Origin of the sequence: Methylobacter sp. sgz302048, assembly GCF_052162025.1 — a bacterium.
In the GTDB taxonomy this organism is placed as follows: Bacteria; Pseudomonadota; Gammaproteobacteria; order Methylococcales; family Methylomonadaceae; genus Methylobacter.
The window spans coordinates 2,758,200-2,780,266 of record NZ_CP197401.1 but is presented as its reverse complement, the minus strand read 5'-3'; the positions used below and the strand labels follow the sequence as shown (position 1 = coordinate 2,780,266).

Here is a 22,067-nt window from a genome sequence, read left to right as displayed (position 1 = left end):
AACACCTTGTTTTAACACTATTTAAATTAGTCCAGAGGAGGAGCCATGATTGGTTCAGCCAAGATAAATCGGATTCTGCCGCATCCCGGATTGCTGCGGTGGGAAATCGGTATTGCATTATTGATCAAAATCATTCTGTTGATGGGCCTTTGGTTCCTGATTTTCCGCTGGGAAGGTAAACCGTCAACCGGAAAACCAGATATCGCTCAACGCTTTTCGCTACCTGCCAAGCAATCTTCAATAACCCCAAGTTTTTCGTCTCAGTCTTATAAGGAGTTCAGCCATGTTCAGTGATGATGTTGTAATGCTGTCCAGAATGCAATTCGGTCTGACGGCGCTTTATCACTTTCTGTTCGTGCCGCTCACCTTGGGCATGACGTTTATTCTCGGCATTATGGAATCGGTGTACGTCATGACCGGCCGGGAGGTTTACAAGGATATGACCAAGTTCTGGGGTAAGCTGTTCGGCATCAACTTCGCTATGGGCGTTACCACCGGCTTGACGCTGGAATTTCAGTTCGGCACCAACTGGGCTTATTACTCGCATTACGTCGGCGATATTTTCGGTCCGTTGCTGGCGAGTGAAGGCTGGATGGCGTTTTTTCTGGAATCCACCTTTGTAGGGCTGTTCTTTTTCGGTTGGGACAAACTCTCCAAGGTTCAGCATTTGGTTGTGACCTGGCTGCTAGCGATAGGCACTAGCGTATCAGCGCTGTGGATTTTGATCGCCAACGGCTGGATGCAGCATCCGGTAGGAGCTGAATTCAATTATGAAACGCTGCGCATGGAAATGACCAGCTTTGCCGACGTGTTTTTCAACCCGGTCGCTCAGGTTAAATTCGTCCATACTGTGGCCGCAGGTTATGTGACCGGCTCGATGTTCGTGTTGGGCGTCAGCTCCTGGTATTTGCTGAACAAACGCGATGTCGGCTTTGCCCGGCGTTCTTTTTCGATCGCTTCAGCATTTGGCTTGGCCTCAATCCTGTCAGTGATCGTACTCGGCGATGAAAGCGGTTATACCTCCGGCGAGACTCAAAAGATCAAATTGGCGGCGATCGAAGCGGAATGGGAAACCAGCCCTGCGCCAGCCAGCTTTACGGTGTTCGGCTTGCCTGACCAGGAGCATGAAAGAACGGATATGGCGATAAAAGTGCCTTATCTGCTGGGATTGATAGCGACTCGTTCCATTGATGAAGATGTGAAAGGCTTGAAAGATCTTCGCAATGAAAGCGCCGAACGCATCAAGAGCGGTATGGTGGCTTATGCCGAGCTGCAAAAACTGCGCGCCGGCGATAACAGCGAACAGACTCGTCAGCGTTTTGATGCCCATAAAAATGACTTAGGCTACGGGCTGCTGCTGAAAAAATATACCGACAAAGTCGTGGATGCCGATGCCGGGATGATCCAGAAAGCGGCCAACGATACGATTCCGAAGGTAGGGCTGCTGTTTTGGACATTCCGCATCATGGTCGCTTGCGGTTTCACCATGCTGTTTATCTTTGCCGTAGCCTTTTACCACTGCGCTGTACGCAATGCCGACCAGAAACGCTGGTTGATGCGCATGGCGGTATGGAGCATTCCTTTGCCCTGGATCGCTGCCGAGACCGGCTGGTTTGTCGCCGAGTATGGCCGCCAGCCGTGGACGATTTCCGGCGTTTTGCCGACCCATCTGAGCGTTTCCAGTCTCAGCAGCGAACAGCTCTGGTTTAGCATCGGCGGCTTCGCATTGTTTTACACGGTGCTGCTGGTTATCGAACTGTATCTGATGTTCAAGTATGTTCGCCTGGGACCGAGCAGTCTTCATACCGGTCGTTACTTTCATGAACTGCAAGTCGATCAAGGCCGCTAGGGCCATGCCACACTATTTAATAAGGAGCCTATTATGTTCGATTATGAAACCATTCGTCTGATCTGGTGGCTGTTTATCGGAGTCGTCGCCATCGCCTTCGCGCTGACCGAAGGCTTCGATTTCGGCATTTGCACTTTACTGCCGCTGTTGGGCAAGAGCGATGTGGAACGCCGCGTCATCATCAATACGGTCGGCGCCACTTGGGAAGGCAATCAGGTTTGGCTGATACTGTTGGGTGGCGCCATTTTTGCGATCTGGCCAGCTGTATACGCGGCGCTGTTCTCGGGGCTATATGCGGCCATGCTGCTGGTGCTGTTTTCGTTGTTTTTCAGGCCGGCTGGTTTTGACTACCGCAGCAAGATCAGCAATCCGGCTTGGCGCAATGCCTGGGACTGGGGGTTATTCATCGGCGGAACTTTGCCGCCGGTTCTGTTGGGCGTTTTGGTCGGCAATTTGCTGCTTGGGCTGCCGTTTCACCTGGATCAGGATTTGCGCCCTTTCTATGACGGTTCGTTCTGGGCCTTGCTGAGCCCCTTTGCGTTATTATGCGGCGTAATCGGCCTGCTGGTTACCAGTTTTCATGGCGCTCTGTTCCTGAAGTGGCGCACGGAAGGCGTAATCCATGAGCGTGCCAGAACAGCCGTATCAGTGCTCGGCCCGCTGTTGCTGATCAGTCTGACGGTAGCAACGTTATGGCTAATGTCGACTGTCAACCGTCCTGAAATCACGCAGATGGCGGGAGCATCCGCAGCATCGAATCCGCTCAATAAAACCGTTATCGCAACTGGTGCGGATTGGCTGCATCATTTCCTTTCTACGCCCTGGATGCTGCTTGCGCCCGCATTGGGTTTTTCGGGTCTGGCCCTGGCTTGGCTGCTGGGCAAGGGGCAATCCAAGGCCGGGGCTTTTCTGATGAGCAGCATCGGTATCAGTGGGGTATTGTTGACGGTAGGCTTGGGGCTGTTTCCATTCCTGCTGATTTCGACTACTGATCCTCGCTCCAGTCTGACGCTATGGGATGCTACGGCCAGCCACACTACGCTGCTGCTGGCATTTTGGATTACCGTGGTCTTCCTGCCGATTGTGCTGTTATACACGCGCTGGGTTTATAAGGTGATTTGGGGCAGCGTCACTGAAGCTGCAGTGTTAAAAGATTCACATACACTCTATTAAGATTAAGAGGAGAAACACGCATGTGGTATTTCACTTGGATGCTGGGCGCCAGCTTCGCCGCCGCTTTTGCCGTCATCAACGCTATGTGGCTGGAATCAAATTGCGATATCGATAACGAGGGCATTGATCAGTCTTGCGATACTGTGCAAAAAGGCGATTCGTAATTGAATAAATAAAGGGTTGGCGTAAAAAGCCAACCCTTTTTATGCTTGAAACCCGAGCAAGCAGATCCCGGAACTTCTCCAACCGGGAGGCAGTCATTTGGGAATAAATCCACGACAGCCGGTTTGGAGACCATGCTGTATATCGTCAAAACCTGATTGACTTGTATCAGGAGATCCTCATGAAACAGCGGGAAGTTTATCAGCACAAACTGCAAACACAGCTGGCCGAGTGGAGCGCCGCGATTGATCAGCTGAAATTCAGAGCGGATGAGACGGAGGCCGATGTCAAAGCTGAGTATGATATGCAGGTCGGCGAGCTGCAGCAGAAACTGGATATTGTGCAGGGAAAGCTGGATGAACTGCAGCAAGCCCGCGATGACGTTTGGGAAAGTCTTAAGGCCGATGTGGAAGCAGCCTCAAATAATCTGGGAGAGTCGGTGAACTTGACCACTGCCAGGTTTCATTAGCCAAGAGATTTAAAAACAATTGGCAGCTGAATATTTTCTTAAACTCGGGAGAAGATCATGCCTTACAAGCGTTTAACCGACTTGCCTGATAATGTAAAAAATCATTTGCCCACGCATGGGCAGGAGATCTATCTGTCGGCCTACAACAATGCCTGGGATGAATACAAGGAACCCGAGGAGCGCCGCTCCAGTGACGATGACAGGGAGACGGTGGCGCACAAAGTAGCCTGGGCGGCCGTGAAAAAGAAATATGAAAAGCACGGCGATGATTGGGTCGAGAAAAAGCATTAATTCAATAGGATCAATGTCCTGCTAATAGTCTTGCCTTACGTCGTCATGTTCAGTTTCTGGTTCGGATAACGTCAAGTGCTATATCTGTTAAAGTTCATCCAGTTTGTAGCACGACAAACGACAAAAAACCTCATCACTGCAATATCGGTTATATAATGCCAAGCCTACTGACCGGAACCGCATGAGCGGTTTAAATTCCGGGGCTGTTTGAGCATGTACTCATCAGCCCGAGTATTTCCTTAATCGATCAACAAATTTAAATGGGCATTATAAAAAAACTGGCATCCCAAACTGCAATCTATGGCATCAGCAGTATTTTCGGGCGCTTCCTCAACTATCTTTTGGTGCCACTTTATACCTATTATTTTTCGGCGGCGGAATATGGCGTGGTGTCGGAGTTTTATGCCTATGCGGGATTTTTTTCCGTGCTGTTGTTGTTCGGGTTTGAAACGGGCTATTTTCGCTTCCGCGACAAGGAGTCACCCGGGCGCGATACGGCATATTCAACCGCGTTGATCTTTGTCGTTCTGGTCAATCTGGGTTTTTTTCTGCTCATCCGATGGATTAATGCACCGCTATCGGCAGCACTGCATTATGCCGATCATCCGGAATACGTGCTGTGGTTTGCAACCATTCTGACACTGGATGCGATGACGGCAATTCCTTTCGCACGGCTGCGGGCCGAAAACAAGGCGCTGCGTTTTGCCGGCATCAAAATGGCCGAGATCATGATAACGATCCTGCTGAGCCTGTTTTTCATCGTTTATTGCCCCAAGGCGCTCGGGCAAAGTCCTGGTTCCTGGGTAAGTCGGGTTTATGATCCGGCTATTGGCGTGGGCTACATCTTTATCGCCAATCTGCTGGCCAGCATATTCAAGTTTTTACTGTTAATTCCGCAGTTTAGAGGACTGACCTGGGGCTTCGACCGGCAATTGTTCGGCCGCATGCTGCGCTATTCGCTGCCGATGGTCGTGATCGGCTTCGCCGGCATTATCAACGAAATGCTCGATCGCGCCTTGCTCAAATATCTGCTGCCTTATGATGATGTCACTAATCTGAAAATGCTCGGTATTTACAGCGCCTGCTATAAGCTTTCGATTTTGATGTCATTGTTCATTCAGGCTTTCCGTTATGCCGCCGAGCCGTTTTTTTTCGCCTATGCCGGCAACAGCGATGCGCGCAAGGTCTATGCCGATGTGCTCAAGTTTTTCGTGATTTTCTGCGTGTTTATCTTTTTGATGGTGGCATTGTTCATCGATTTCTTTAAATATTTTATCGGCGAGGAGTTTCGCGCAGGGCTTGAAGTTGTACCGATATTGTTGCTGGCCAATCTGTGCCTGGGTATTTATGTCAATCTGTCGATCTGGTACAAGCTGACCGATCGCACCGTAATGGGTGCTTTTGTGTCATTGGCCGGTGCAGCTTTGACAATCGTGCTCAATATCTGGTTGATCCCTACGATGGGGTATATAGGTTCGGCCTGGGCGACACTGGCCTGTTATGGCGCGATGGTCATCGTCTCTTATGTGCTGGGCAGGAAGTATTACCCGGTGGCTTATGACCTCAAGCGCGTGGTTGGCTATACCAGCCTCGGCATCGCGTTGTATCTGGCGCATGAGCAATTGCCGCTCGATGCCGGCCGGCCGGCATGGCTATCTGCCGGCGGACTGATGCTGGTCTATCTTTTAAGTGTCGCGCTCTTTGAAAGGCGCAAGATAGTGGTAAAGCCGGCTTAAAGAGAGGTGCTGTTATCTTTTCCCGCCGGCGTGAGTCCTACTTATTGGCTCGATGATCGATAATATCTTCAACGACGGATGGGTCAGCCAGGGTAGACGTATCACCGAGATTGCTGATGTCATTGGACGCCACTTTGCGCAGGATTCGGCGCATGATCTTTCCTGAACGCGTTTTCGGCAACCCCGGCGCCCATTGAATCACATCAGGATGTGCGATAGCGCCGATTTCTTTTCTGACCAGTTCGATCAGTTCCTGTTTGAGCTTTTCCGTGGGCTCTACACCGACATTTAACGTCACGTAGGCATAAATGCCTTGGCCTTTGATGTCGTGAGGATAGCCGACCACGGCCGCTTCAGCGACATCTTCATGCAGCACCAGTGCGCTTTCAACTTCGGCTGTGCCCATGCGGTGTCCGGACACATTGATCACGTCATCAACGCGCCCGGTGATCCAGTAATAGCCGTCCTGATCGCGCCGGGCGCCATCGCCGGCAAAATAATAATCGGGATAGTTCTTGAAATAAGTGTCGACAAAGCGTTGATGATCGCCATAAACCGTTCGAGCCTGTCCAGGCCATGAACGGCTGATGACCAGGATGCCCTCGGCGACGCCTTCCAGCAGGCGACCTTCATTATCGACAATCTCGGGTTTGATACCAAAAAACGGCAAGGTGGCGGAGCCTGGCTTCAGCGCAATGGCGCCGGGCAGAGGCGTAATCATGATGCCGCCGGTTTCGGTTTGCCACCAGGTATCCATGATCGGGCAACGGCCATTGCCGACCACGTGATAATACCATTCCCACGCTTCCGGATTGATCGGCTCGCCGACGCTACCGAGAATCCTGAGGCTGCTGCGGTCGGTGCGCGTGACAAAATCATCGCCCTGCGCCATCAGGGCGCGGATGGCGGTCGGCGCGGTATAGAAGATGTTGACCTGATGCTTGTCGACAATTCGCCAGAAACGATCGGCTTCCGGATAAGTCGGCACGCCTTCGAACAGCAACGTCGTGGCGCCGTTGCATAATGGCCCGTAAATGCTGTAGGAATGGCCCGTGACCCAGCCGATATCGGCCGTGCACCAGTAAATGTCGCCGTCGTGGTAATCGAAGATATATTTGTGGGTCATGGCCGCATACAGCAGATAGCCGCCGGTCGTGTGCAGGACGCCCTTGGGCTTGCCGGTGGAGCCTGATGTGTACAGGATAAACAGCGGATCTTCCGCATCCATGGCTGCGGCCGGACAGTCGGTTGAAGCTTCGGCCATGGCTTCGTGATACCAGATGTCGCGATGTTCGTGCCAGTCTATGTCCGCGCCGGTGTTTTTGATGACGATGACTTTTTCAAGTCTGGGGCAATTCGCAGCCGCTTTATCGACATTAACTTTTAAGGGGGCGGTCTTGCCGCCGCGATTGCTTTCGTCGGCGCAGACCAGGTATCGGCAGTCCGCATCGATGATGCGATCTTTTAATGCGTCAGCGGAAAAGCCGCCGAAAACGATTGAATGCACGGCGCCGATGCGCGTGCAGGCCAGCATGACGATTGCCGCCTCGGCAATCATAGGCAGATAAATGCAGACGCGATCGCCTTTTTTGACGCCTTGCGCTTTTAAAACATTGGCAAATTTACAGACCTGTTCGTGCAGTTCGCGGTAAGTGACTTTTTTATCATGAGCCGGATTGTCGCCTTCCCAGATAATGGCCGTCTGGTCGCCGCGAGTAGGCAAGTGGCGATCCAGGCAATTGACGCTGACATTGAGTTTCCCGCCTTCGAACCAGCGGATATGGCCTTTGGGGAAATCGTATGCCATGACCGTATCCCAGCGCTTGCTCCAGTTCAGAAACTGCTCTGCCTGCTCCGCCCAGAACGCTTCGGGGTCATCAATAGAGTGTTGGTAAAGTGCTTTGTACGTTTCGGTGTTAATATGCGCGCTGGCAGCGATTTCCGGTTGTACGTCGTAAATTTTAACGTCTGACATGTTTTTTTAATCCTTATTTGGCAAATGCCTTGGTTAATTCATCGGCTGATTGCACGCAATTTCTCCAGAGGGTTCGGGTTCCAGTGAGCAATGGCCCAGTTAAGCAGTTCGGTGGTTTCGGCATGTTTAAGTTCGTCCGGGGGCGCTTGTTTTAATAAGGTCAACAGCTCAAAGATCAGCTTGTTCGGTGCTTTTAAATCGACTGCCTGCGCCAGGGTTTGTTTACTGAGCTTGTAGCCCTGGGTATCGATGATAATCGGCACGTGCATGTATTGCGGTGTAGCGAGCCCCAGTTGCTGCTGCAGATAGATTTGTTTGGGCGTCGAATCGAGTAGATCAAAACCGCGCAAGACATGATTGATTTGCTGCCTGTGGTCATCGACCACGACAGCGAACTGATAAGCTATGATGCCGTCTTTTCTTTTCAGGATAAAATCGCCGTGCTGTTCAGCCAGGTTCTGCGCGATGAAGCCTTGCAGACCATCCTGAAATGAAATGATGCGATTGTCGGTTTTGATGCGGAATGCATAGGCGGTATGCGGTGGGGGAGGCCTGTCCCGGCAGATGCCCGGATAAATATCGGACTGAGCCTGTTCCGGATGTGTTTCAGTAAGCATTTTGCGGCTGCATGTACAGGCATAAATAAGCCGGTTTTCTGTCAATTCATGCAGCGCGTCTTCGTAAACGTCGAGATTATGGCTCTGAAAGTAAACACTATCGTCCCAATGCAGGCCGAAAATATCCAGCGTTTTCAGGATGTGATCGATTGAACCCTTGGCGTTTCGCGGCGTATCGAGGTCGTCGATGCGCAGCAGCCACTTGCCTTTCTGCGATCGGGCTTGAAGAAAACCGGCCAAGGCTGTATATAAGGATCCGAAATGGAGTGGGCCGGTAGGCGAAGGTGCAAACCGGCCGATATAAGGTTGTTTGTCCTGAGACAGACCTACCCCATTTGTTTTTCCCGAATTTCATCGAGAGTTTTGCAGTCTATGCACAAGGTGGCGGTCGGCCTGGCTTCCAGGCGGCGTACGCCGATCTCGATGCCGCATGATTCGCAATAGCCATAATCACCCGATTCAATTTCTTTCAGGGCTTCTTCAATTTTCTTGATCAGCTTGCGTTCGCGGTCACGAGTTCTTAATTCCAGACTGAATTCCGACTCCTGAGTCGCCCGGTCATTAGGATCAGGGAAATTAGCGGCGTCATCCTGCATGTGGTGCACAGTACGGTCAACTTCCTGCATTAATTCAGCTTTCCAGTTTCTTAGAATGGTCTCAAAATGCTTTAGTTGAGCCTCGCTCATATATTCTTCGCCTTCTTTTTCTTTATAAGGCGTAAAACTGAAAGGTGATGCGTCAGTTTTAGAACTATCGGTCATCCTTTAACTCCTAAGACAAGATAAATAAAACTGAGCATTTTTATCAGAATCATAATAAGATGGCAAGAATTATTGGTATCATTAAGAGTTTTTGGCGAGCGATAAGACATGAGCGAAAGACTGGCTAAGCGGACTCAGACTATTTCTCCATTCTACGTTATGGAATTGCTTCGACGCGCCAAGCAATTGGAAAGCGAGGGCAGGGATATTATCCATATGGAAATCGGCGAGCCCGATTTTGCTACACCGCAGACCATTATTGATGCTGGTATCGAACATATTCAAACCGGCGAGATTAAATACACACCGGCTGCGGGCCTGCCCGAACTGCGTGAAAAAATAGCCGGCTTTTACCGGCAGCGCTACGGTGTGGCAGTAGCGCCGGAGCGCATTTTTGTAACGCCAGGCGCGTCCGGCGCCTTTTTGCTGGCGCTGGGCAGCAGTTTGAACCCAGGCGAAGAGCTGCTGATGGCGGACCCCTGTTATCCGTGCAACAGTAATTTTGTCAAAGTGTTCGAGGGCAGAACCCGAGCAGTGCCCGTAGGTTCGAGCACCCGTTATCAGTTAACAGCGGAATTGATAAGAGAGAACTGGACGGAAGCGACTAAAGGAGCGCTGATTGCCTCGCCGTCCAATCCTACCGGTACGATTATCGACCCGGCGATACTGAATTCGGCCATTCAAGCGGTCAATCAGCTAGGCGGATGTTTTTATTCCGATGAGATTTACCACGGCCTGGTTTATGTCAAGAGTGCACCGACAGCGCTGGTGTTCAGCGACGACGTGTTTATCATTAACAGTTTTTCCAAATATTTCGGTATGACCGGCTGGCGAATTGGTTGGTTGATTGTGCCCGATGAGTTTATTGAAGCCACCGAGAGGCTGGCGCAGAATATTTTCATTTCCACGCCCACGCATTCTCAATATGCGGCTTTAGCCGCTTTTGATGAGCGTACGCTTGATGAGCTTGAATTCAGGCGGGCAGAGTTTGCCGCCCGGCGCGATTTTCTCTATGACACCCTGTTGCGGTTAGGTTTTGATATTCCGATCAAGCCGGAAGGCGCCTTTTATATTTACGCCAATTGTGCAAAATTTACCGATGACAGCTATCAATTCGCACTGGATTTTTTAGAGGCCGAAGGCGTGGCGATCACGCCAGGCAAGGATTTTGGCGACTATGAGTCAAATCATTACATCCGTTTTGCCTATACGACTTCCATAGATAGAATGGCTGTTGCCATGCACCGTTTAGAAAGATTCATTAATAGATAGAAGGTAATCATGTCTGTAAAACAAATTTCAGCGATTGAATTGAAAAATAAGATCCAAAATGGCGAGTCTCTGTTTTTGCTGGATGTCAGAGAGCCGCATGAGTTTCAGTACGCGCATATCGAAAAGAGTGTGTCGGTTCCGCTGAATCAAATTCCATACAGACTCGATGAACTGGATCGGCAGCAGGACATAGTCGTGATTTGCCACCACGGCATGCGCAGCCAACAGGCTGCCGACTATCTGGTGCATTACGGCTTTGAAAAGGTTTCAAACCTGAGAGGCGGCATCGACGCCTGGTCTTGCGAATGCGACAATTCGGTACCGCGCTATTAATCTATTCTACACAAACAGGCTGAACGGCTCGACGGTCACTTGTTCGCCGGCTTCCACGCCTGTGCAGTCGGCCGGCAAGATAATATAGCAATTGGCACGACTGAATGAGCCGAGCAGGTGTGAGCCCTGCTTTCCCGATGAGGTTACAAGCAATTTGCCGGCATCGCTTTGGGTCAGTATGCCGCGCTGAAACTCCTGCCGTCCCGCCGCTTTTTTCAACGAGCTTGTGCAGATGGCCGTCAATCGTAGAGGTTGGGTAAACGGCTCGCCGGCCAGTTGCTTTAATGCTGGCTTGACCAGTTGGTCAAAGGTGGCAATGACGGCAACCGGATTGCCGGGCAGTCCGAAAAAATAACAATTGCCGATTTTGCCGAATGCCAGCGGTTTTCCGGGCTTCATGGCAATCTTCCAGAAATTGACTTGGCCGCAGCTGGCCAGTACGTCCTTGACGAAATCGGCTTCGCCTACCGAAGCACCGCCTGTTGTGATGATGACATCGTAATTCTTGGCCGCTTCAACAAGGTTTTCTTCCAGTTTGTCACGGTCATCGGCAATCACGCCTTTATCGGCTATGCTATAGCCTGGATCAGCCAGCAGGCCGCTCAAAATATAGCGATTGCTGTCATATATTTTCCCGGATTGCAGCGCCTGGCCTAAGGCCGTCAGTTCATCGCCGGTAGAAAAAAAAGCAATGTTCAATCGACGCTTGACGGTAATCTCGCAAACGCCGGCAGAGGCCAGCAATCCTAAATCCGCGGCAGTCAACTTTTTAGGTGGGGCAATCAGACAGGTGCCTTGCCGGGTATCTTCTCCGATTTCGCGGACATTCTGATAGGGCCGTGCCTGTGCCGGAAAATGTATGGTTTGTCGGTCGGCGCGCACCTGCTCCTGCATGATGACAGTATCGGCCTGTTCAGGCAATACCGCGCCAGTAAAGATTCGGATGCATTCGCCCGGTTGCAGTTGTTCCTGAAACGGTCTTCCGGCCCAGGAGGTGCCGGCTAAATGCAGAGAAAAAGGCTGATTCGGCGCTATGTCACTAGCGGCCAAGGCATAGCCATCCATCGCGGCGTTTCTTTCATGAGGTATATTGATGGGCGAGTAAACCGGTTGCGTCAGGGTGCGTCCCAAGGCGTCTTTTAAAGCCACCTTTTCAGAGCCGGCGGCAGGCAGCAGGGCTGCTCTGACTCTGGCCAATGCTTCCGGCAGTGATAACAGCGGGTTTGTGTCCTGACTGCATAAGTCAATCATAATTTCCTCTCATGAATTGATTCAGAATGAATGCCGCAATCATTTCAGGTTGGTTGATATCGAGCTGAATCAGCTCCGGGGGCGTTTCCAAGGCGCAATCCGAGGCGATCGCCATGATGTGCGGATCGTCAGGATAAAGCAATGGTTTGTTGAGCGAGGCGCGGTGCAATTCTATCTTCGGAAATGGCTCGGTTCTAAAACCTTCAACCAGAATCAGGTCCAGTTCAGACTGATCAAGCACCTTTAGCTGATCGTCCAGCCTAGGCTCTTTTTCGGGTGTGATCTCGGTAATAATGGCACGCCGGGATTTCGATATCAGCATGACAGGCGAAGCCCCCGCTGCCCGCAAGCGGAAGCTGTCTTTGCCCGGCTTGTCGATTTCAAAATCATGATGGCTGTGTTTGATTAAACCTACGCGCAGGCCATTGGATTTCAGAATCGGGATCAATTGCGACAGTAAAGTTGTTTTGCCGGTGCCGCTGAAAGCGGCAAAACCCAGGACTGGAATTTTGGCATTCTGCATGGAATCAAATATTAAGGCTGTTATCGTGAGATGACTTATTCTAAGGTATTATTCATAAGGCCACTAAGAAAAAGCGGTTTGAAAACGGATATTGATCCCGGAGACAACATTGATTCGAATTTATCTGGTTTTATTGCTAATCATTATTTCATTTTTCGTCCTGCGCAGGTTTTTAAAAACGCCGCCGGCTCAGATGGTCCGCTATATCAAAGCTCTCGGTCTCGGGTTCGTCGGTATAATTTTAATTTATTTAGGCGCGACCGGGCGCTTGAACTGGCTTTTTGCCCTGGTCGGCATCGTTGTTGCCTCTTTGTTCAGATTAATACCGGTCTTGCTGCATTATGCGCCTCAACTGCACAGATTATGGACTGAGTTTAATTCCGCCAAGCAGGGGGCATCATCGTATCAGCGTGCATCAGGTTCTTCGGGAAAAATGACGGCTGAAGAGGCCTACGAAGTGCTGGGGTTGAAGATAGGAGCATCGAAACAGGAAATCATTGAAGCTCACCGCAAATTGATGCAGAAAATACACCCTGACCGCGGCGGGTCAGATTATCTGGCCGCGAAAATAAATTTGGCAAAGAAGATATTGCTGGCCAGATAGCTCATGCGCTCTCGTTATGCCCAGCCTGTTTTTATTGTAAGGCTGATGCTGGTGTTTCTATTAAGCGCCTGTTCAGAACATGAAAATTCTGAACCGGTAAAATCTTATGACATTGATTCTTCTGAAAATCAGACCAAACCCTCAGAAAACAAGATCGAGGCGGAAGATAATACCAAACGCATTACTGCCGGAACAAAATACTATGTGATAGAAAGAGGCGATACCCTATATTCTATTGGCTTGCGTTCGGGGCATGGCTACCAACGCCTGGCTCAGTGGAATCGCCTGTCGCCGCCTTACGTTTTGGCGATTGGCCGAAAACTGAAATTATTTAATTCAGATCAAGGATATAGTGCAGTGGCTGCGGTCAATCCTATCAAAAAAAACAGACGTAATTCGCAAAAAAAGCTGATTTTTTCAGACAATAACAAAATAGTAGCAAAGTTAAACTGGCAGTGGCCGATAAAGGGAAAGGTAATAAAAAACTTTACTCAATCGAATAACAAAGGAATTGATATTAGCGGAAAAGCAGGACAGGCCGTCAGCGCTGCTGAAGCAGGAAAAGTGGCTTATAGCGGAAAAGGCTTGATTGGCTATGATAATTTACTGATTATCAAACACAATGAGAGGTATTTAAGTGCTTATGCCAATAATAACCGTTTGCTGGTTTCGGAAGGACAAACCATAAAAAAAGGCCAAGTTATTGGCTATGTTGGAAAAACCGGACCAGGGCAAGCTTCGCTGCATTTTGAAATAAGAAAAAATGGAAAATCGGTAAATCCATTAAATTATTTACCCAAAAATCATCGCCAGCCTGCTCAAGTGTCTATAAGCAAATAATAATTTTTAAGCTTAGTTTAATCAGTGTATGCATATGGCCAAATTTTCCGAGACTAATTCAGGCAGTGCACTCGGTCGGCTTGTGCTCCGGGCATGGCTATCACCGCCTGGCGCTATGGAATCACCTGCCGCCGACTTACGCTTTGGCGGTTGTCCGGAAACTGAAATTATTCAATTCAGATCAAGGATATAGTGCAGTGGCTGCGATCAACCCTATCAAAAAAAACGGACGTAGTTCACAAAAAAAGCTATTTTTTTCAGACAATAAAAAAATAGTGTTAAAGTAAACTAGCAGTGATTGATAAAGGAAAACACCGATAAAAACTTTACTCAATAGAATAACATAAGGAATTGATATCAGAGGAAAAATCGACAGGCCGTCAGCGCTGCTGGAGCAGGAAAAGTTGCGTATAGCGGAAAAGGTTTGATTGGCTATGGTAATTACTGAATTATCAAACACAATAAATGTATTTAAGTGCTTATGCCAATAATAACCGTTTGCTGGTTTCGGAAGGGCAAACCATAAAAAAAGGCCAAATTATTGGCCATATTGGAGAAGCCGGACCCGGGCAAACTTCGCTGCATTTTGAAATAAGAAATAATGGAAAAAAACATATCCATTAAATTATTTACCAAAAATAACGGTGTTTCGACTCAGGTCGATTAGCCAGAGGGGGGTGTATGCAGGAAGAAATGTGTGAAGTATTGGACGATGATATTTGTGTAGCGTTTGACGACGAACTTGATACAGATTCCGTGTTAGGTGAAGTGATGGAGGTTGACGAGGCAATTTCCATGGAAGCTCATAATGATAATAGCTTCGATGCGACGCGGTTCTATTTAAACGAGTTGGGCAAATCACAATTACTGACCGCGGATCAGGAAAAATTCTACGGCAAGAAAGCGTTGCGAGGCGATGAAGCAGCCCGCAATATCATGATCGAAAGCAATTTGCGCCTTGTCGTCAAAATTTCCCGCCGTTATTTGAACAGAGGGCTGCCGTTGCTGGATTTAATAGAGGAAGGCAATCTGGGACTGATCCGCGCCGTTGAAAAATTCGATCCTGATAAAGGGTTCAGATTTTCAACGTATGCCACTTGGTGGATCAGGCAAACAATAGAGCGGGCTATCATGAACCAGACCCGCACGATCCGATTGCCGATTCATATCGTAAAAGAAATGAATGTTTACCTCAAAGCCCAGCATCATTTGGCCCAGTTGATGGATCGTGAGCCCAGCGCCGAGGATATCGCTGAGTATCTCGATAAGCCGGTCAGCGTGGTGAAAAAAATGCTCAAGCTCAATGAACGGGTCACATCAGTGGATATACCCGGCGGGAAAGATTTTGACAAACCTTTGGTAGAAACGATTTCGGATGCCGAGACTATGTCGCCGACCGAAAAATTACAGGAAGACGGCATTAAAAAGAATATTGCCAATTGGGTATTTCAACTATCTGAAAAGCAACGTGAAGTGATTTGCCGCCGCTACGGGCTATGCGGTTATGAAAATGCAACGCTTGAACAGGTCGCTCAAGAGTTAGGTGTAACAAGAGAGCGTGTTAGACAAATTCAGATGGATTCGTTAAAAAGACTGAAAGAAATATTGGAGTTTAACGGTTATTCTTTCGAGGCGATTTTTTGATTAACTGAACTGATGTTGCGCGCATGGCGGATTCTGTTCGCTGCGCTGAGCGTTGCGGCCTTAGTCAAGCGCAATCAATATGCATATAGATACGGATTAACTTGTGCCACAGGGGATATTCGCATTGCATGATGGCAATACTGCCATGTTATAAAGTACGGCAGTCGTTTGGTCGAATTCTTCGACCAAACGACTGGATAGCATCAGTTATCTGAATTTTTGTTGCAATGGCCAGTCCCGGTAATTAAAGACCTGCCCTTGTTGCCGGACTGCCTCGCAAGCGCTGAGAGAGATTTCCGCCATGACCCATTGCCCCTTGTTGAGCTCGCCGATAGCCAGAATGCCATTGTCAGGAAAACCGCGGTCCACAGGCGTATAAACGGCCGCCGCACCGATATTGACGTCAACCGCTTCAGACCAGGGCGCTTCGCCTACTGTCGGAGATTGCACAACATAACACTGGTTTTCCAGAGCCCTTGCCTGGCAGCCTATTTTGACCCGATGATAGCCGGCGAGCGTGTCTGTGCAGCTGGGTACCAAAATCAGGTTGGCTCCGGCTTCAACCTGTTTTCGCGCCAGCATCGGAAATTCGCTGTCGTAGCAGACATTGATTGCGATTCTTCCGTATTCGGTATCGAAACATTTCAATTCCTCGCCGCTATTGATCAGCCATTGCTCATTCTCAAAGCGGGTCATAATCAGCTTATCCTGGTAATCGAGCCGGCCGTCGGGCATGAACAGATAAGCCCGGTTACGATAAACATTGGGCTCGATTTCCACCGGAAACGTGCCGGACTGGATATAACAGCCGTATTTTTGCGCCAATGCCTGAAACAGGCCGGTATAGTCATCCAATAGGGATTGCATGGACGCCAGTTGCTTGCTGAGCGATGAATAGACCTCTTTAGGAAACAGTGAGGCCAGTTCCATGCTGCCATATTCGGGGAAAAGCAGAATCTTCGCGTCCTGTTCGGCCGCTTCGCCAACCCAGCGCTCAATTTTGGCTTGATAATTCTGCCAGTTCTCCAGGAAGCTGATGTCGTATTGGGCGGTAGCAATCTTAACTTTCATGTTTCAGCCAGAATGTCATCGGTTTAGGGGTTTCTTCAGCATCGTCCAGGTCTTTCCAGCTGTAAGTTGTCGATAATTCGGGATGCTTGAAATAGCCGCGTTTGTTCCAGAACTTATCGAGCGGCACATAATCGGCCGGACGGCGGGGGTGGTCGGCTGGCCGTTCCACGCAGCAAAAGCAGATATGCTTAAAGCCGCCCAGTTCCCGGGCATGAGCCTCTCTTTCCTCAAAAAAACGCACGCCGATGCCGAGACCGCGATAATCCTTGTTCAGTACTGATTCGCTGCAATAAAAAATTTCGTCGAGGTTGTAGCCGTGCTCAATAAACGGTTTTTTTAGTTCATCCGTTTCATATTTCATCGGGATGGCGGTCGATGCACCGACTACCTTATCGCCGTCGAATGCCATAACGATGACGCTCGCCGGGCAATTGATATAAGTCTGCAGGTACTTTTCTTCATACTCGTAAGTACCGTCATACAAATAAGGGAAATCATGGAACACTTCAATTCTTAAACGGGCCAACTCTGGAATATACCGTTCCAGCGCTTTGCCGCTACATCTTTCAATGCGAATATTTTTGGACATGGGATATAAACGTAGATAAAAGATTACAATTTTATCCGAACTTGTGAGCGGATGCGTAGCTTATAAAACAAAAATATAGCCATGGCTGCGCCGACGGTATCGGCAATCCAGTCAGCGACATCAGACGTCCGGCCCTCGACAAAAGATTGATGCCATTCATCGGATATGCCATATACACTGCAAAAGGAAACAGCGAGTATAGCGAGTATAATAGGATGCTCGATCCAGTGCCTGAAGCTGCGCCAGGCCAGTAGCGCCATAATGGAAAAGATTCCGGCATGGTGGAGCTTATCCTGATGGGGGAACCACTCGGGGCCTTTCAATGATGGTTGATCGGAAAGCCAGTAGATACACAGGCAATAGGCTAATAGAAAAGTGAAATCCAAAATTTTATTCATTCTTTTACTGTCACTTTGATTAATGAAAAATATATTTGAGTTTGCCGAAGCATGCTTGCATCGGGCTGATATCGACGAAAAGTTAGCGCTTACGCATCAGGCTTGGCAATTATTGCAATCGCAACGTTTAAGCCTTGATTCCGATCGACCGGTATTGCCGATTGTTAATGTAAAGTTTCCTGACCGGCCGCAGTTATTGGCGCCGCGCCATATGCCGCAGCGGAAATTGACTACTCCGGACGGCCTCATCGCTTTTTTTCATGCTATTGCGCACGTTGAATTTGTCGCTATTTATCTGGCCTGGGACATACTTTATCGTTTCCGCGGCTTGCCCGATCAATTTTATCAGGATTGGCTGCGCGTTGCTGACGAAGAAGCGCAACATTTCGCATTGATTAGGGATCATCTCCGATCTCTGCAGATCGATTATGGCGATCTGCCGGCCCACAGCGGTTTGTGGGAACATGCCACGGATACGGCCGATAATGTGCTGGCTAGGCTAGCCATGGTGCCGCGCTGCATGGAGGCGCGCGGCCTGGATGTGACGCCGGCCATCATTGAAAAATTCAAGAAACTGGGCGACGATACCAGTGTAGCACTCCTGACCCGGATTTTAACCGATGAAGTCGGGCATGTGGAGCTGGGTTCCTACTGGTTTAAGTTTGTCAGCCGGCAGCACGGCTACGAGTCCGAAGCGAAATATCGTGAATTGATCAGGGAATACTACAAAGGCGGCAAACCAAAAGGCCCATTTAACCGAGAAATGCGTATAATTGCAGGTTTCTCGAATGCTGAACTGGACTGGTTGGAAAATTGATCGACATGAAATCATCTACTATTTTTGATTATCCTCTGTTTGCCTTGGGATTTAGGGCGTTCTTCGGATTAGCCGGCTTGTCAGCGCTGATTCTGATCGTGCTCTGGAACGCTATTTTCAAGGGTGAGTTGACGCTGAGCAATTACTTTGCCAATACCTATTGGCATGCGCATGAAATGCTGCTCGGGTATTCCGTCGCCGTGATTGCAGGCTTTTTATTGACGGCGGTTAGAAATTGGACCGGCCGGCCTACATTAACCGGCGATCAATTGGCCGGCTTGTGTCTGTTATGGTTATACGGGCGCATCGTGCCATTCTATGCCGGGCTCCTGCCGGATGCATTGATTGCCTTAATCGATTTTTCCTTCCTGCCGGCTCTGGCTTACCAGATCAGCAAACCGATCATGCAGGTCCGCCAATACAGAAACCTGATCTTTATCGGGCTTTTGCTCCTGCTGGCCTTGGGCAATGGTTTGATACATGCCGAGACTCTCGGCATTCAGGAAAACAGCGCATGGCCGGGCATTCAGATGGTTGTTGCGACTATCATTATCATGATTCTGGTCATCGCCGGGCGCGTCTTTCCTTTTTTCACGGAGCGAGGCTTGCCAGGCGCGCGGGTGGTGAGAAATCCTATCATGGATGGTCTGTCGATTGCGGCGGCGGCACTGGTATTCGGCTTGCAGCTGTTCAATATTTCGGGCATTGTCTTGGCGCTGATAGCGGTTCTGGCCGTTGCCGTTAACATTATCAGAGTGGCGGGCTGGTACGTGCAGCGCATCTGGTACGTACCGTTATTGTGGGTGCTCTATATCGGCTACGGTTGGGTCATTTTAGGCTTTGGACTGACGGCGTTTTCCGCTTATGAGCTGGTGGCGCCGACTTTGGCCTTGCACGCTTTTACGGTTGGCGGCATTGGCGTGCTAACGCTGGGCATGATGGCGCGCGTGTCGTTAGGGCATACCGGCAGGGCGCTTCGGGTTTCTAATGCCATGGCGATCGGATTTGTGTTGATCAATGTGGCGGCCTTGTTCAGGGTTTTATTGCCGATAGCGTTGCCGGACTGGTACGGCGTTCTCGTGTATGTGTCGACGCTATCCTGGCTGGCGACGTTTTCGCTGTTTGTGTTTGTTTATGCGCCGATATTAACTACGGCCCGGATCGACGGTCAGGAAGGGTGATTGAAGATACCGGCTGAATTCAGCATTCAGCCGGTGAATGGCGGCTTACGCGCCGTAATGCGATTCGATGTAACGCTGTACTATTTCCTGAAATTCTTCGGCAATCCGGTCGCCTTTCAGGGTGACTGTTTTTACGCCGTCTTCATAAACAGGCGCGACAGGTGATTCGCCGGTACCGGGAAGGCTGATGCCGATATTGGCGTTTTTGCTTTCGCCGGGACCGTTGACCACGCAACCCATGACCGCCACTTCCATGGTTTCAACGCCCGGATATTGGTTGCGCCAGACCGGCATGCTTTCACGCAGATAGGTTTGAATTTCCAACGCCAGCTTCTGGAAATAATCGCTGGTAGTGCGGCCGCAGCCAGGGCAGGAGATAACCATCGGCGTAAACGAGCGAAAACCCATCGTTTGCAGGATTTCCTGGGCAACAATGACTTCCTGGGTTCTTGCCGAACCGGGCTCGGGCGTTAGGGAAATACGAATGGTATCGCCGATGCCTTGCTGCATCAGCACCGATAGCGCGGCGGACGAAGATACGATGCCTTTCGAACCCATGCCGGCTTCGGTCAGGCCCAGATGCAAGGCGTAATCGCAACGTCTGGACAGTTCCTCATAAATACTGATTAATTCCTGCACATTACTGATTTTACAGGACAGCACGATTTTGTTTTTGGCCAGGCCGATTTCTTCGGCCTTGGCCGCGCTTTCAAGGGCCGAAACAATAATCGCTTCGCGGGTGATGGCCGACAGTTCTTCAGGATTGGTCTTGTTTCTGTTTTCTTCCAACAGGCGAGTCAATACCGATTGATCGAGACTGCCGCCGTTGACGCCGATACGGACCGGTTTGTCGTAGCGGCAGGCAAACTCGATCATTTGCTGGAATTGCGGGTCGCGGCTTTTCCCGCGGCCGACGTTGCCCGGATTGATGCGGTATTTGCTCAATGCTTCAGCGCAGTCCGGATATTTTTCCAGTAATTTATGCCCATTGAAGTGAAAATCCCCAATAATAGGGGTATCGCAGCCTTTCTGATCCAATTGATTGCGGATTTCAGCGACGGCTTTAGCCGCTTCTTCCGAATTAACCGTAATACGGACAAGTTCAGAACCCGCCTTGGACAGCTCGATAATCTGATTAACGGTTGCGGAAGCATCGGCCGTATCAGTATTGGTCATCGATTGAACCACGATAGGCGCGCCGCCGCCGACTTTAACATTGCCGATTAAAACTTGCTGAGTAATTTTTCTAGGGCTAATTGACATATAAAATCTTTATGGAAAAGGTTACGGTTATCTGAAAGAATAACCGGAAATTATACTCTCATACAGGACATTGAGCAGATTAAATCGTGAGGATCAATTATTTTTCTGATGTACATTTGGAATTCGGGGCACTGGAAGCGTCGGCCAATGATGCCGATATTATTATTGCCGCAGGTGATATCGGAGTTTGCACACAAGGTCTGGAATGGCTGAAATCCCTGGATAAACCCGTTGTTTATGTAGCCGGCAATCACGAATTCTATTACCACGACTATCAGGAAACGCTGCAAAAGCTTAGAGAACAGTGCCAAGGCAGCAATGTACGATTTCTTGAGAACAGCGAGTTTTTATTTCAGGATGTTCGTTTTTTAGGCTGCACGATGTGGACCGATCTGTTTATTGAAGGTGATGAAAAAGCCGATACCTTATGCAAAAGCTTAAATGATTTCAAGAAAATCAGATTGGCAGGAAGGTCATTCGACAGCGCTGATTTTACCCAATTGCATCGAATTTCGAAGGAATGGCTGGAGCAGGAACTAGCCCAGCCATTTCCAGGCAAGACCATTGTAGTTACGCATCATGCGCCGTCCCAATGGAGTTGGTATGAGTCGCCGAATGCCCTTAGAAAATTAGCCTATTGCAATGACTTTGACTTACAGCCCTTGTTTTATGAATACGAGATCGACGCCTGGTTTCACGGCCATGTTCACAGTTCGTCCGATTACCGGATAGCCGGCACCCGAATATTATGCAACCCCAGGGGATATGCCGGCAAAAAAACAGTACCGGGCTTTGAACTGAACAGAACCGTGGTTATCTAACACGGCTTTACAATGCCTTACTGTTTCTAAATATTCATAAAAAATTATATTTATAGAGAACGACACCGATGATAGTGACGCCTGAAATTATTGGCTATATAGCTGCAACATTGACGACAGCCTCATTTTTACCGCAGGCCATATTGACCATAAAAACCAGAGATACGGAAGCGCTGTCTTTGAGCATGTACAGTATATTCACATTGGGCGTGCTATGCTGGCTTGTCTATGGCGTTTATATTTCCGATAAGGCCATTATATTCGCCAATGCGATAACGCTGGTGCTGGCAGCCTCGATACTATCCTTCAAGGTATACAATACAGTCTGCAAAAAAAGTTAGGCCTTCATCTCTGTTACGAATGCTTGCGGCCGATCTGAGCCGCACTCTGATCATTGATAAAATTCAAAACAGGGCACATAACGTAT

26 protein-coding genes are annotated in these 22,067 nt (G+C 49.4%); 17 read left to right on the top strand and 9 right to left on the bottom strand.

The features are described from left to right. Positions 1-45: 45 nt before the first annotated feature. From cydP to ACTNE6_RS12605, 7 genes are all read left to right on the top strand, one after another. Complete coding sequence (gene cydP / locus ACTNE6_RS12635; protein WP_442496977.1) at positions 46-294, top strand: cytochrome oxidase putative small subunit CydP; 249 nt, start codon at positions 46-48, stop codon at positions 292-294. Further along, the gene (locus ACTNE6_RS12630) at positions 284-1,849 is read left to right on the top strand and encodes a cytochrome ubiquinol oxidase subunit I (protein WP_442496976.1); all 1,566 of its coding nucleotides are present in this window, start codon (positions 284-286) and stop codon (positions 1,847-1,849) included. The genes cydP and ACTNE6_RS12630 overlap by 11 nt, the downstream gene beginning before the upstream one ends. Positions 1,850-1,882: 33 nt before the next feature. Further along, entirely contained in the window at positions 1,883-3,022 is a 1,140-nt protein-coding gene (cydB, locus tag ACTNE6_RS12625; protein ID WP_442496975.1) for a cytochrome d ubiquinol oxidase subunit II, read from the top strand. Between the two features lie 20 nt (positions 3,023-3,042). After that, on the top strand, positions 3,043-3,186 hold the full coding sequence (cydX, locus tag ACTNE6_RS12620) for a cytochrome bd-I oxidase subunit CydX (protein ID WP_442496974.1): 144 nt from the start codon (positions 3,043-3,045) through the stop codon (positions 3,184-3,186). Between the two features lie 179 nt (positions 3,187-3,365). Further along, complete coding sequence (locus ACTNE6_RS12615; RefSeq protein WP_331819585.1) at positions 3,366-3,653, top strand: coiled coil domain-containing protein; 288 nt, start codon at positions 3,366-3,368, stop codon at positions 3,651-3,653. A 57-nt stretch (positions 3,654-3,710) separates the two neighbouring features. Beyond that, the gene (locus ACTNE6_RS12610) at positions 3,711-3,944 is read left to right on the top strand and encodes a ChaB family protein (protein ID WP_442496973.1); all 234 of its coding nucleotides are present in this window, start codon (positions 3,711-3,713) and stop codon (positions 3,942-3,944) included. 260 nt (positions 3,945-4,204) lie between these two features. Further along, a complete protein-coding gene (locus tag ACTNE6_RS12605; RefSeq protein WP_442496972.1) occupies positions 4,205-5,680 on the top strand; it encodes an oligosaccharide flippase family protein in 1,476 nt (491 codons plus the stop codon). A gap of 37 nt (positions 5,681-5,717) precedes the next feature. Here the strand turns inward: ACTNE6_RS12605 and acs are convergent, their stop codons facing one another. From acs to dksA, 3 genes are read right to left on the bottom strand one after another with little or no spacing between them, the layout of a single operon-like run. Next, positions 5,718-7,655 carry an acetate--CoA ligase gene (gene acs / locus ACTNE6_RS12600; protein WP_442496971.1) on the bottom strand — a complete coding sequence of 646 codons (1,938 nt, stop codon included), beginning with the start codon at positions 7,653-7,655 and terminating at the stop codon, positions 5,718-5,720. Positions 7,656-7,693: 38 nt separating this feature from the next. Then, entirely contained in the window at positions 7,694-8,596 is a 903-nt protein-coding gene (gluQRS, locus tag ACTNE6_RS12595; RefSeq protein WP_434484326.1) for a tRNA glutamyl-Q(34) synthetase GluQRS, read from the bottom strand. Between the two features lie 2 nt (positions 8,597-8,598). Further along, positions 8,599-9,033 (bottom strand): RNA polymerase-binding protein DksA, encoded by a 435-nt coding sequence (gene dksA / locus ACTNE6_RS12590; RefSeq protein ID WP_194968365.1) that lies wholly within the window; start codon positions 9,031-9,033, stop codon positions 8,599-8,601. A gap of 108 nt (positions 9,034-9,141) precedes the next feature. Between dksA and ACTNE6_RS12585 the strand changes: the two genes are divergently transcribed. Both ACTNE6_RS12585 and ACTNE6_RS12580 read left to right on the top strand, forming a co-directional pair. After that, positions 9,142-10,305, top strand: coding sequence for a pyridoxal phosphate-dependent aminotransferase (locus ACTNE6_RS12585; RefSeq protein ID WP_194968364.1), 1,164 nt, complete (start codon positions 9,142-9,144; stop codon positions 10,303-10,305). 9 nt (positions 10,306-10,314) lie between these two features. Beyond that, positions 10,315-10,638 carry a rhodanese-like domain-containing protein gene (locus ACTNE6_RS12580; RefSeq protein ID WP_442496970.1) on the top strand — a complete coding sequence of 108 codons (324 nt, stop codon included), beginning with the start codon at positions 10,315-10,317 and terminating at the stop codon, positions 10,636-10,638. Between the two features lie 6 nt (positions 10,639-10,644). Here the strand turns inward: ACTNE6_RS12580 and moeA are convergent, their stop codons facing one another. Together moeA and mobB are read right to left on the bottom strand one after the other, a co-directional pair. Continuing rightward, positions 10,645-11,889: a molybdopterin molybdotransferase MoeA gene (moeA, locus tag ACTNE6_RS12575; RefSeq protein WP_442496969.1), complete on the bottom strand. Its 1,245-nt coding sequence runs from the start codon at positions 11,887-11,889 to the stop codon at positions 10,645-10,647. Further along, a complete protein-coding gene (mobB, locus tag ACTNE6_RS12570) occupies positions 11,882-12,412 on the bottom strand; it encodes a molybdopterin-guanine dinucleotide biosynthesis protein B (protein ID WP_442496968.1) in 531 nt (176 codons plus the stop codon). The genes moeA and mobB overlap by 8 nt, the downstream gene beginning before the upstream one ends. A 109-nt stretch (positions 12,413-12,521) precedes the next feature. Between mobB and ACTNE6_RS12565 the strand changes: the two genes are divergently transcribed. The 4 genes from ACTNE6_RS12565 to rpoS all read left to right on the top strand — a co-directional run bounded on the left by ACTNE6_RS12565 (position 12,522) and on the right by rpoS (position 15,500). Continuing rightward, positions 12,522-13,016, top strand: a complete 495-nt coding sequence (locus ACTNE6_RS12565; RefSeq protein WP_442496967.1) for a DnaJ domain-containing protein — start codon at positions 12,522-12,524, stop codon at positions 13,014-13,016. Positions 13,017-13,019: 3 nt separating this feature from the next. Then, positions 13,020-13,856, top strand: coding sequence for a peptidoglycan DD-metalloendopeptidase family protein (locus tag ACTNE6_RS12560; protein WP_442496966.1), 837 nt, complete (start codon positions 13,020-13,022; stop codon positions 13,854-13,856). Between the two features lie 465 nt (positions 13,857-14,321). Beyond that, positions 14,322-14,480, top strand: a complete 159-nt coding sequence (locus ACTNE6_RS12555) for a peptidoglycan DD-metalloendopeptidase family protein (protein WP_442496965.1) — start codon at positions 14,322-14,324, stop codon at positions 14,478-14,480. 57 nt (positions 14,481-14,537) lie between these two features. Continuing rightward, positions 14,538-15,500: an RNA polymerase sigma factor RpoS gene (gene rpoS, locus ACTNE6_RS12550; protein ID WP_194968357.1), complete on the top strand. Its 963-nt coding sequence runs from the start codon at positions 14,538-14,540 to the stop codon at positions 15,498-15,500. A 207-nt stretch (positions 15,501-15,707) separates the two neighbouring features. Here the strand turns inward: rpoS and ACTNE6_RS12545 are convergent, their stop codons facing one another. Genes ACTNE6_RS12545 through ACTNE6_RS12535 form a run of 3 tightly spaced genes read right to left on the bottom strand, consistent with a single transcriptional unit; the run spans position 15,708 to position 17,558 of the window. After that, complete coding sequence (locus ACTNE6_RS12545; protein ID WP_442496964.1) at positions 15,708-16,571, bottom strand: carbon-nitrogen hydrolase family protein; 864 nt, start codon at positions 16,569-16,571, stop codon at positions 15,708-15,710. Beyond that, positions 16,561-17,160, bottom strand: a complete 600-nt coding sequence (locus tag ACTNE6_RS12540; protein ID WP_442496963.1) for a GNAT family N-acetyltransferase — start codon at positions 17,158-17,160, stop codon at positions 16,561-16,563. The genes ACTNE6_RS12545 and ACTNE6_RS12540 overlap by 11 nt, the downstream gene beginning before the upstream one ends. A gap of 23 nt (positions 17,161-17,183) precedes the next feature. Beyond that, on the bottom strand, positions 17,184-17,558 hold the full coding sequence (locus ACTNE6_RS12535; protein WP_434484224.1) for a VanZ family protein: 375 nt from the start codon (positions 17,556-17,558) through the stop codon (positions 17,184-17,186). Between the two features lie 22 nt (positions 17,559-17,580). On the opposite strand from ACTNE6_RS12535, the gene ACTNE6_RS12530 reads away from it, so the two are divergent. Both ACTNE6_RS12530 and ACTNE6_RS12525 read left to right on the top strand, forming a co-directional pair. Then, positions 17,581-18,375 (top strand): ferritin-like domain-containing protein, encoded by a 795-nt coding sequence (locus ACTNE6_RS12530; RefSeq protein WP_442496962.1) that lies wholly within the window; start codon positions 17,581-17,583, stop codon positions 18,373-18,375. Positions 18,376-18,380: 5 nt separating this feature from the next. Further along, entirely contained in the window at positions 18,381-19,556 is a 1,176-nt protein-coding gene (locus ACTNE6_RS12525; protein WP_442496961.1) for an NnrS family protein, read from the top strand. Between the two features lie 45 nt (positions 19,557-19,601). Here ACTNE6_RS12525 and ispG read toward each other — a convergent pair whose 3' ends face one another. After that, the gene (gene ispG / locus ACTNE6_RS12520; protein ID WP_442496960.1) at positions 19,602-20,819 is read right to left on the bottom strand and encodes a flavodoxin-dependent (E)-4-hydroxy-3-methylbut-2-enyl-diphosphate synthase; all 1,218 of its coding nucleotides are present in this window, start codon (positions 20,817-20,819) and stop codon (positions 19,602-19,604) included. Positions 20,820-20,905: 86 nt separating this feature from the next. On the opposite strand from ispG, the gene ACTNE6_RS12515 reads away from it, so the two are divergent. Next, entirely contained in the window at positions 20,906-21,640 is a 735-nt protein-coding gene (locus ACTNE6_RS12515; protein ID WP_194968350.1) for a metallophosphoesterase, read from the top strand. Positions 21,641-21,708: 68 nt separating this feature from the next. Next, positions 21,709-21,981: a SemiSWEET transporter gene (locus tag ACTNE6_RS12510; RefSeq protein ID WP_194968349.1), complete on the top strand. Its 273-nt coding sequence runs from the start codon at positions 21,709-21,711 to the stop codon at positions 21,979-21,981. The last annotated feature ends 86 nt before the right edge of the window (positions 21,982-22,067 follow it).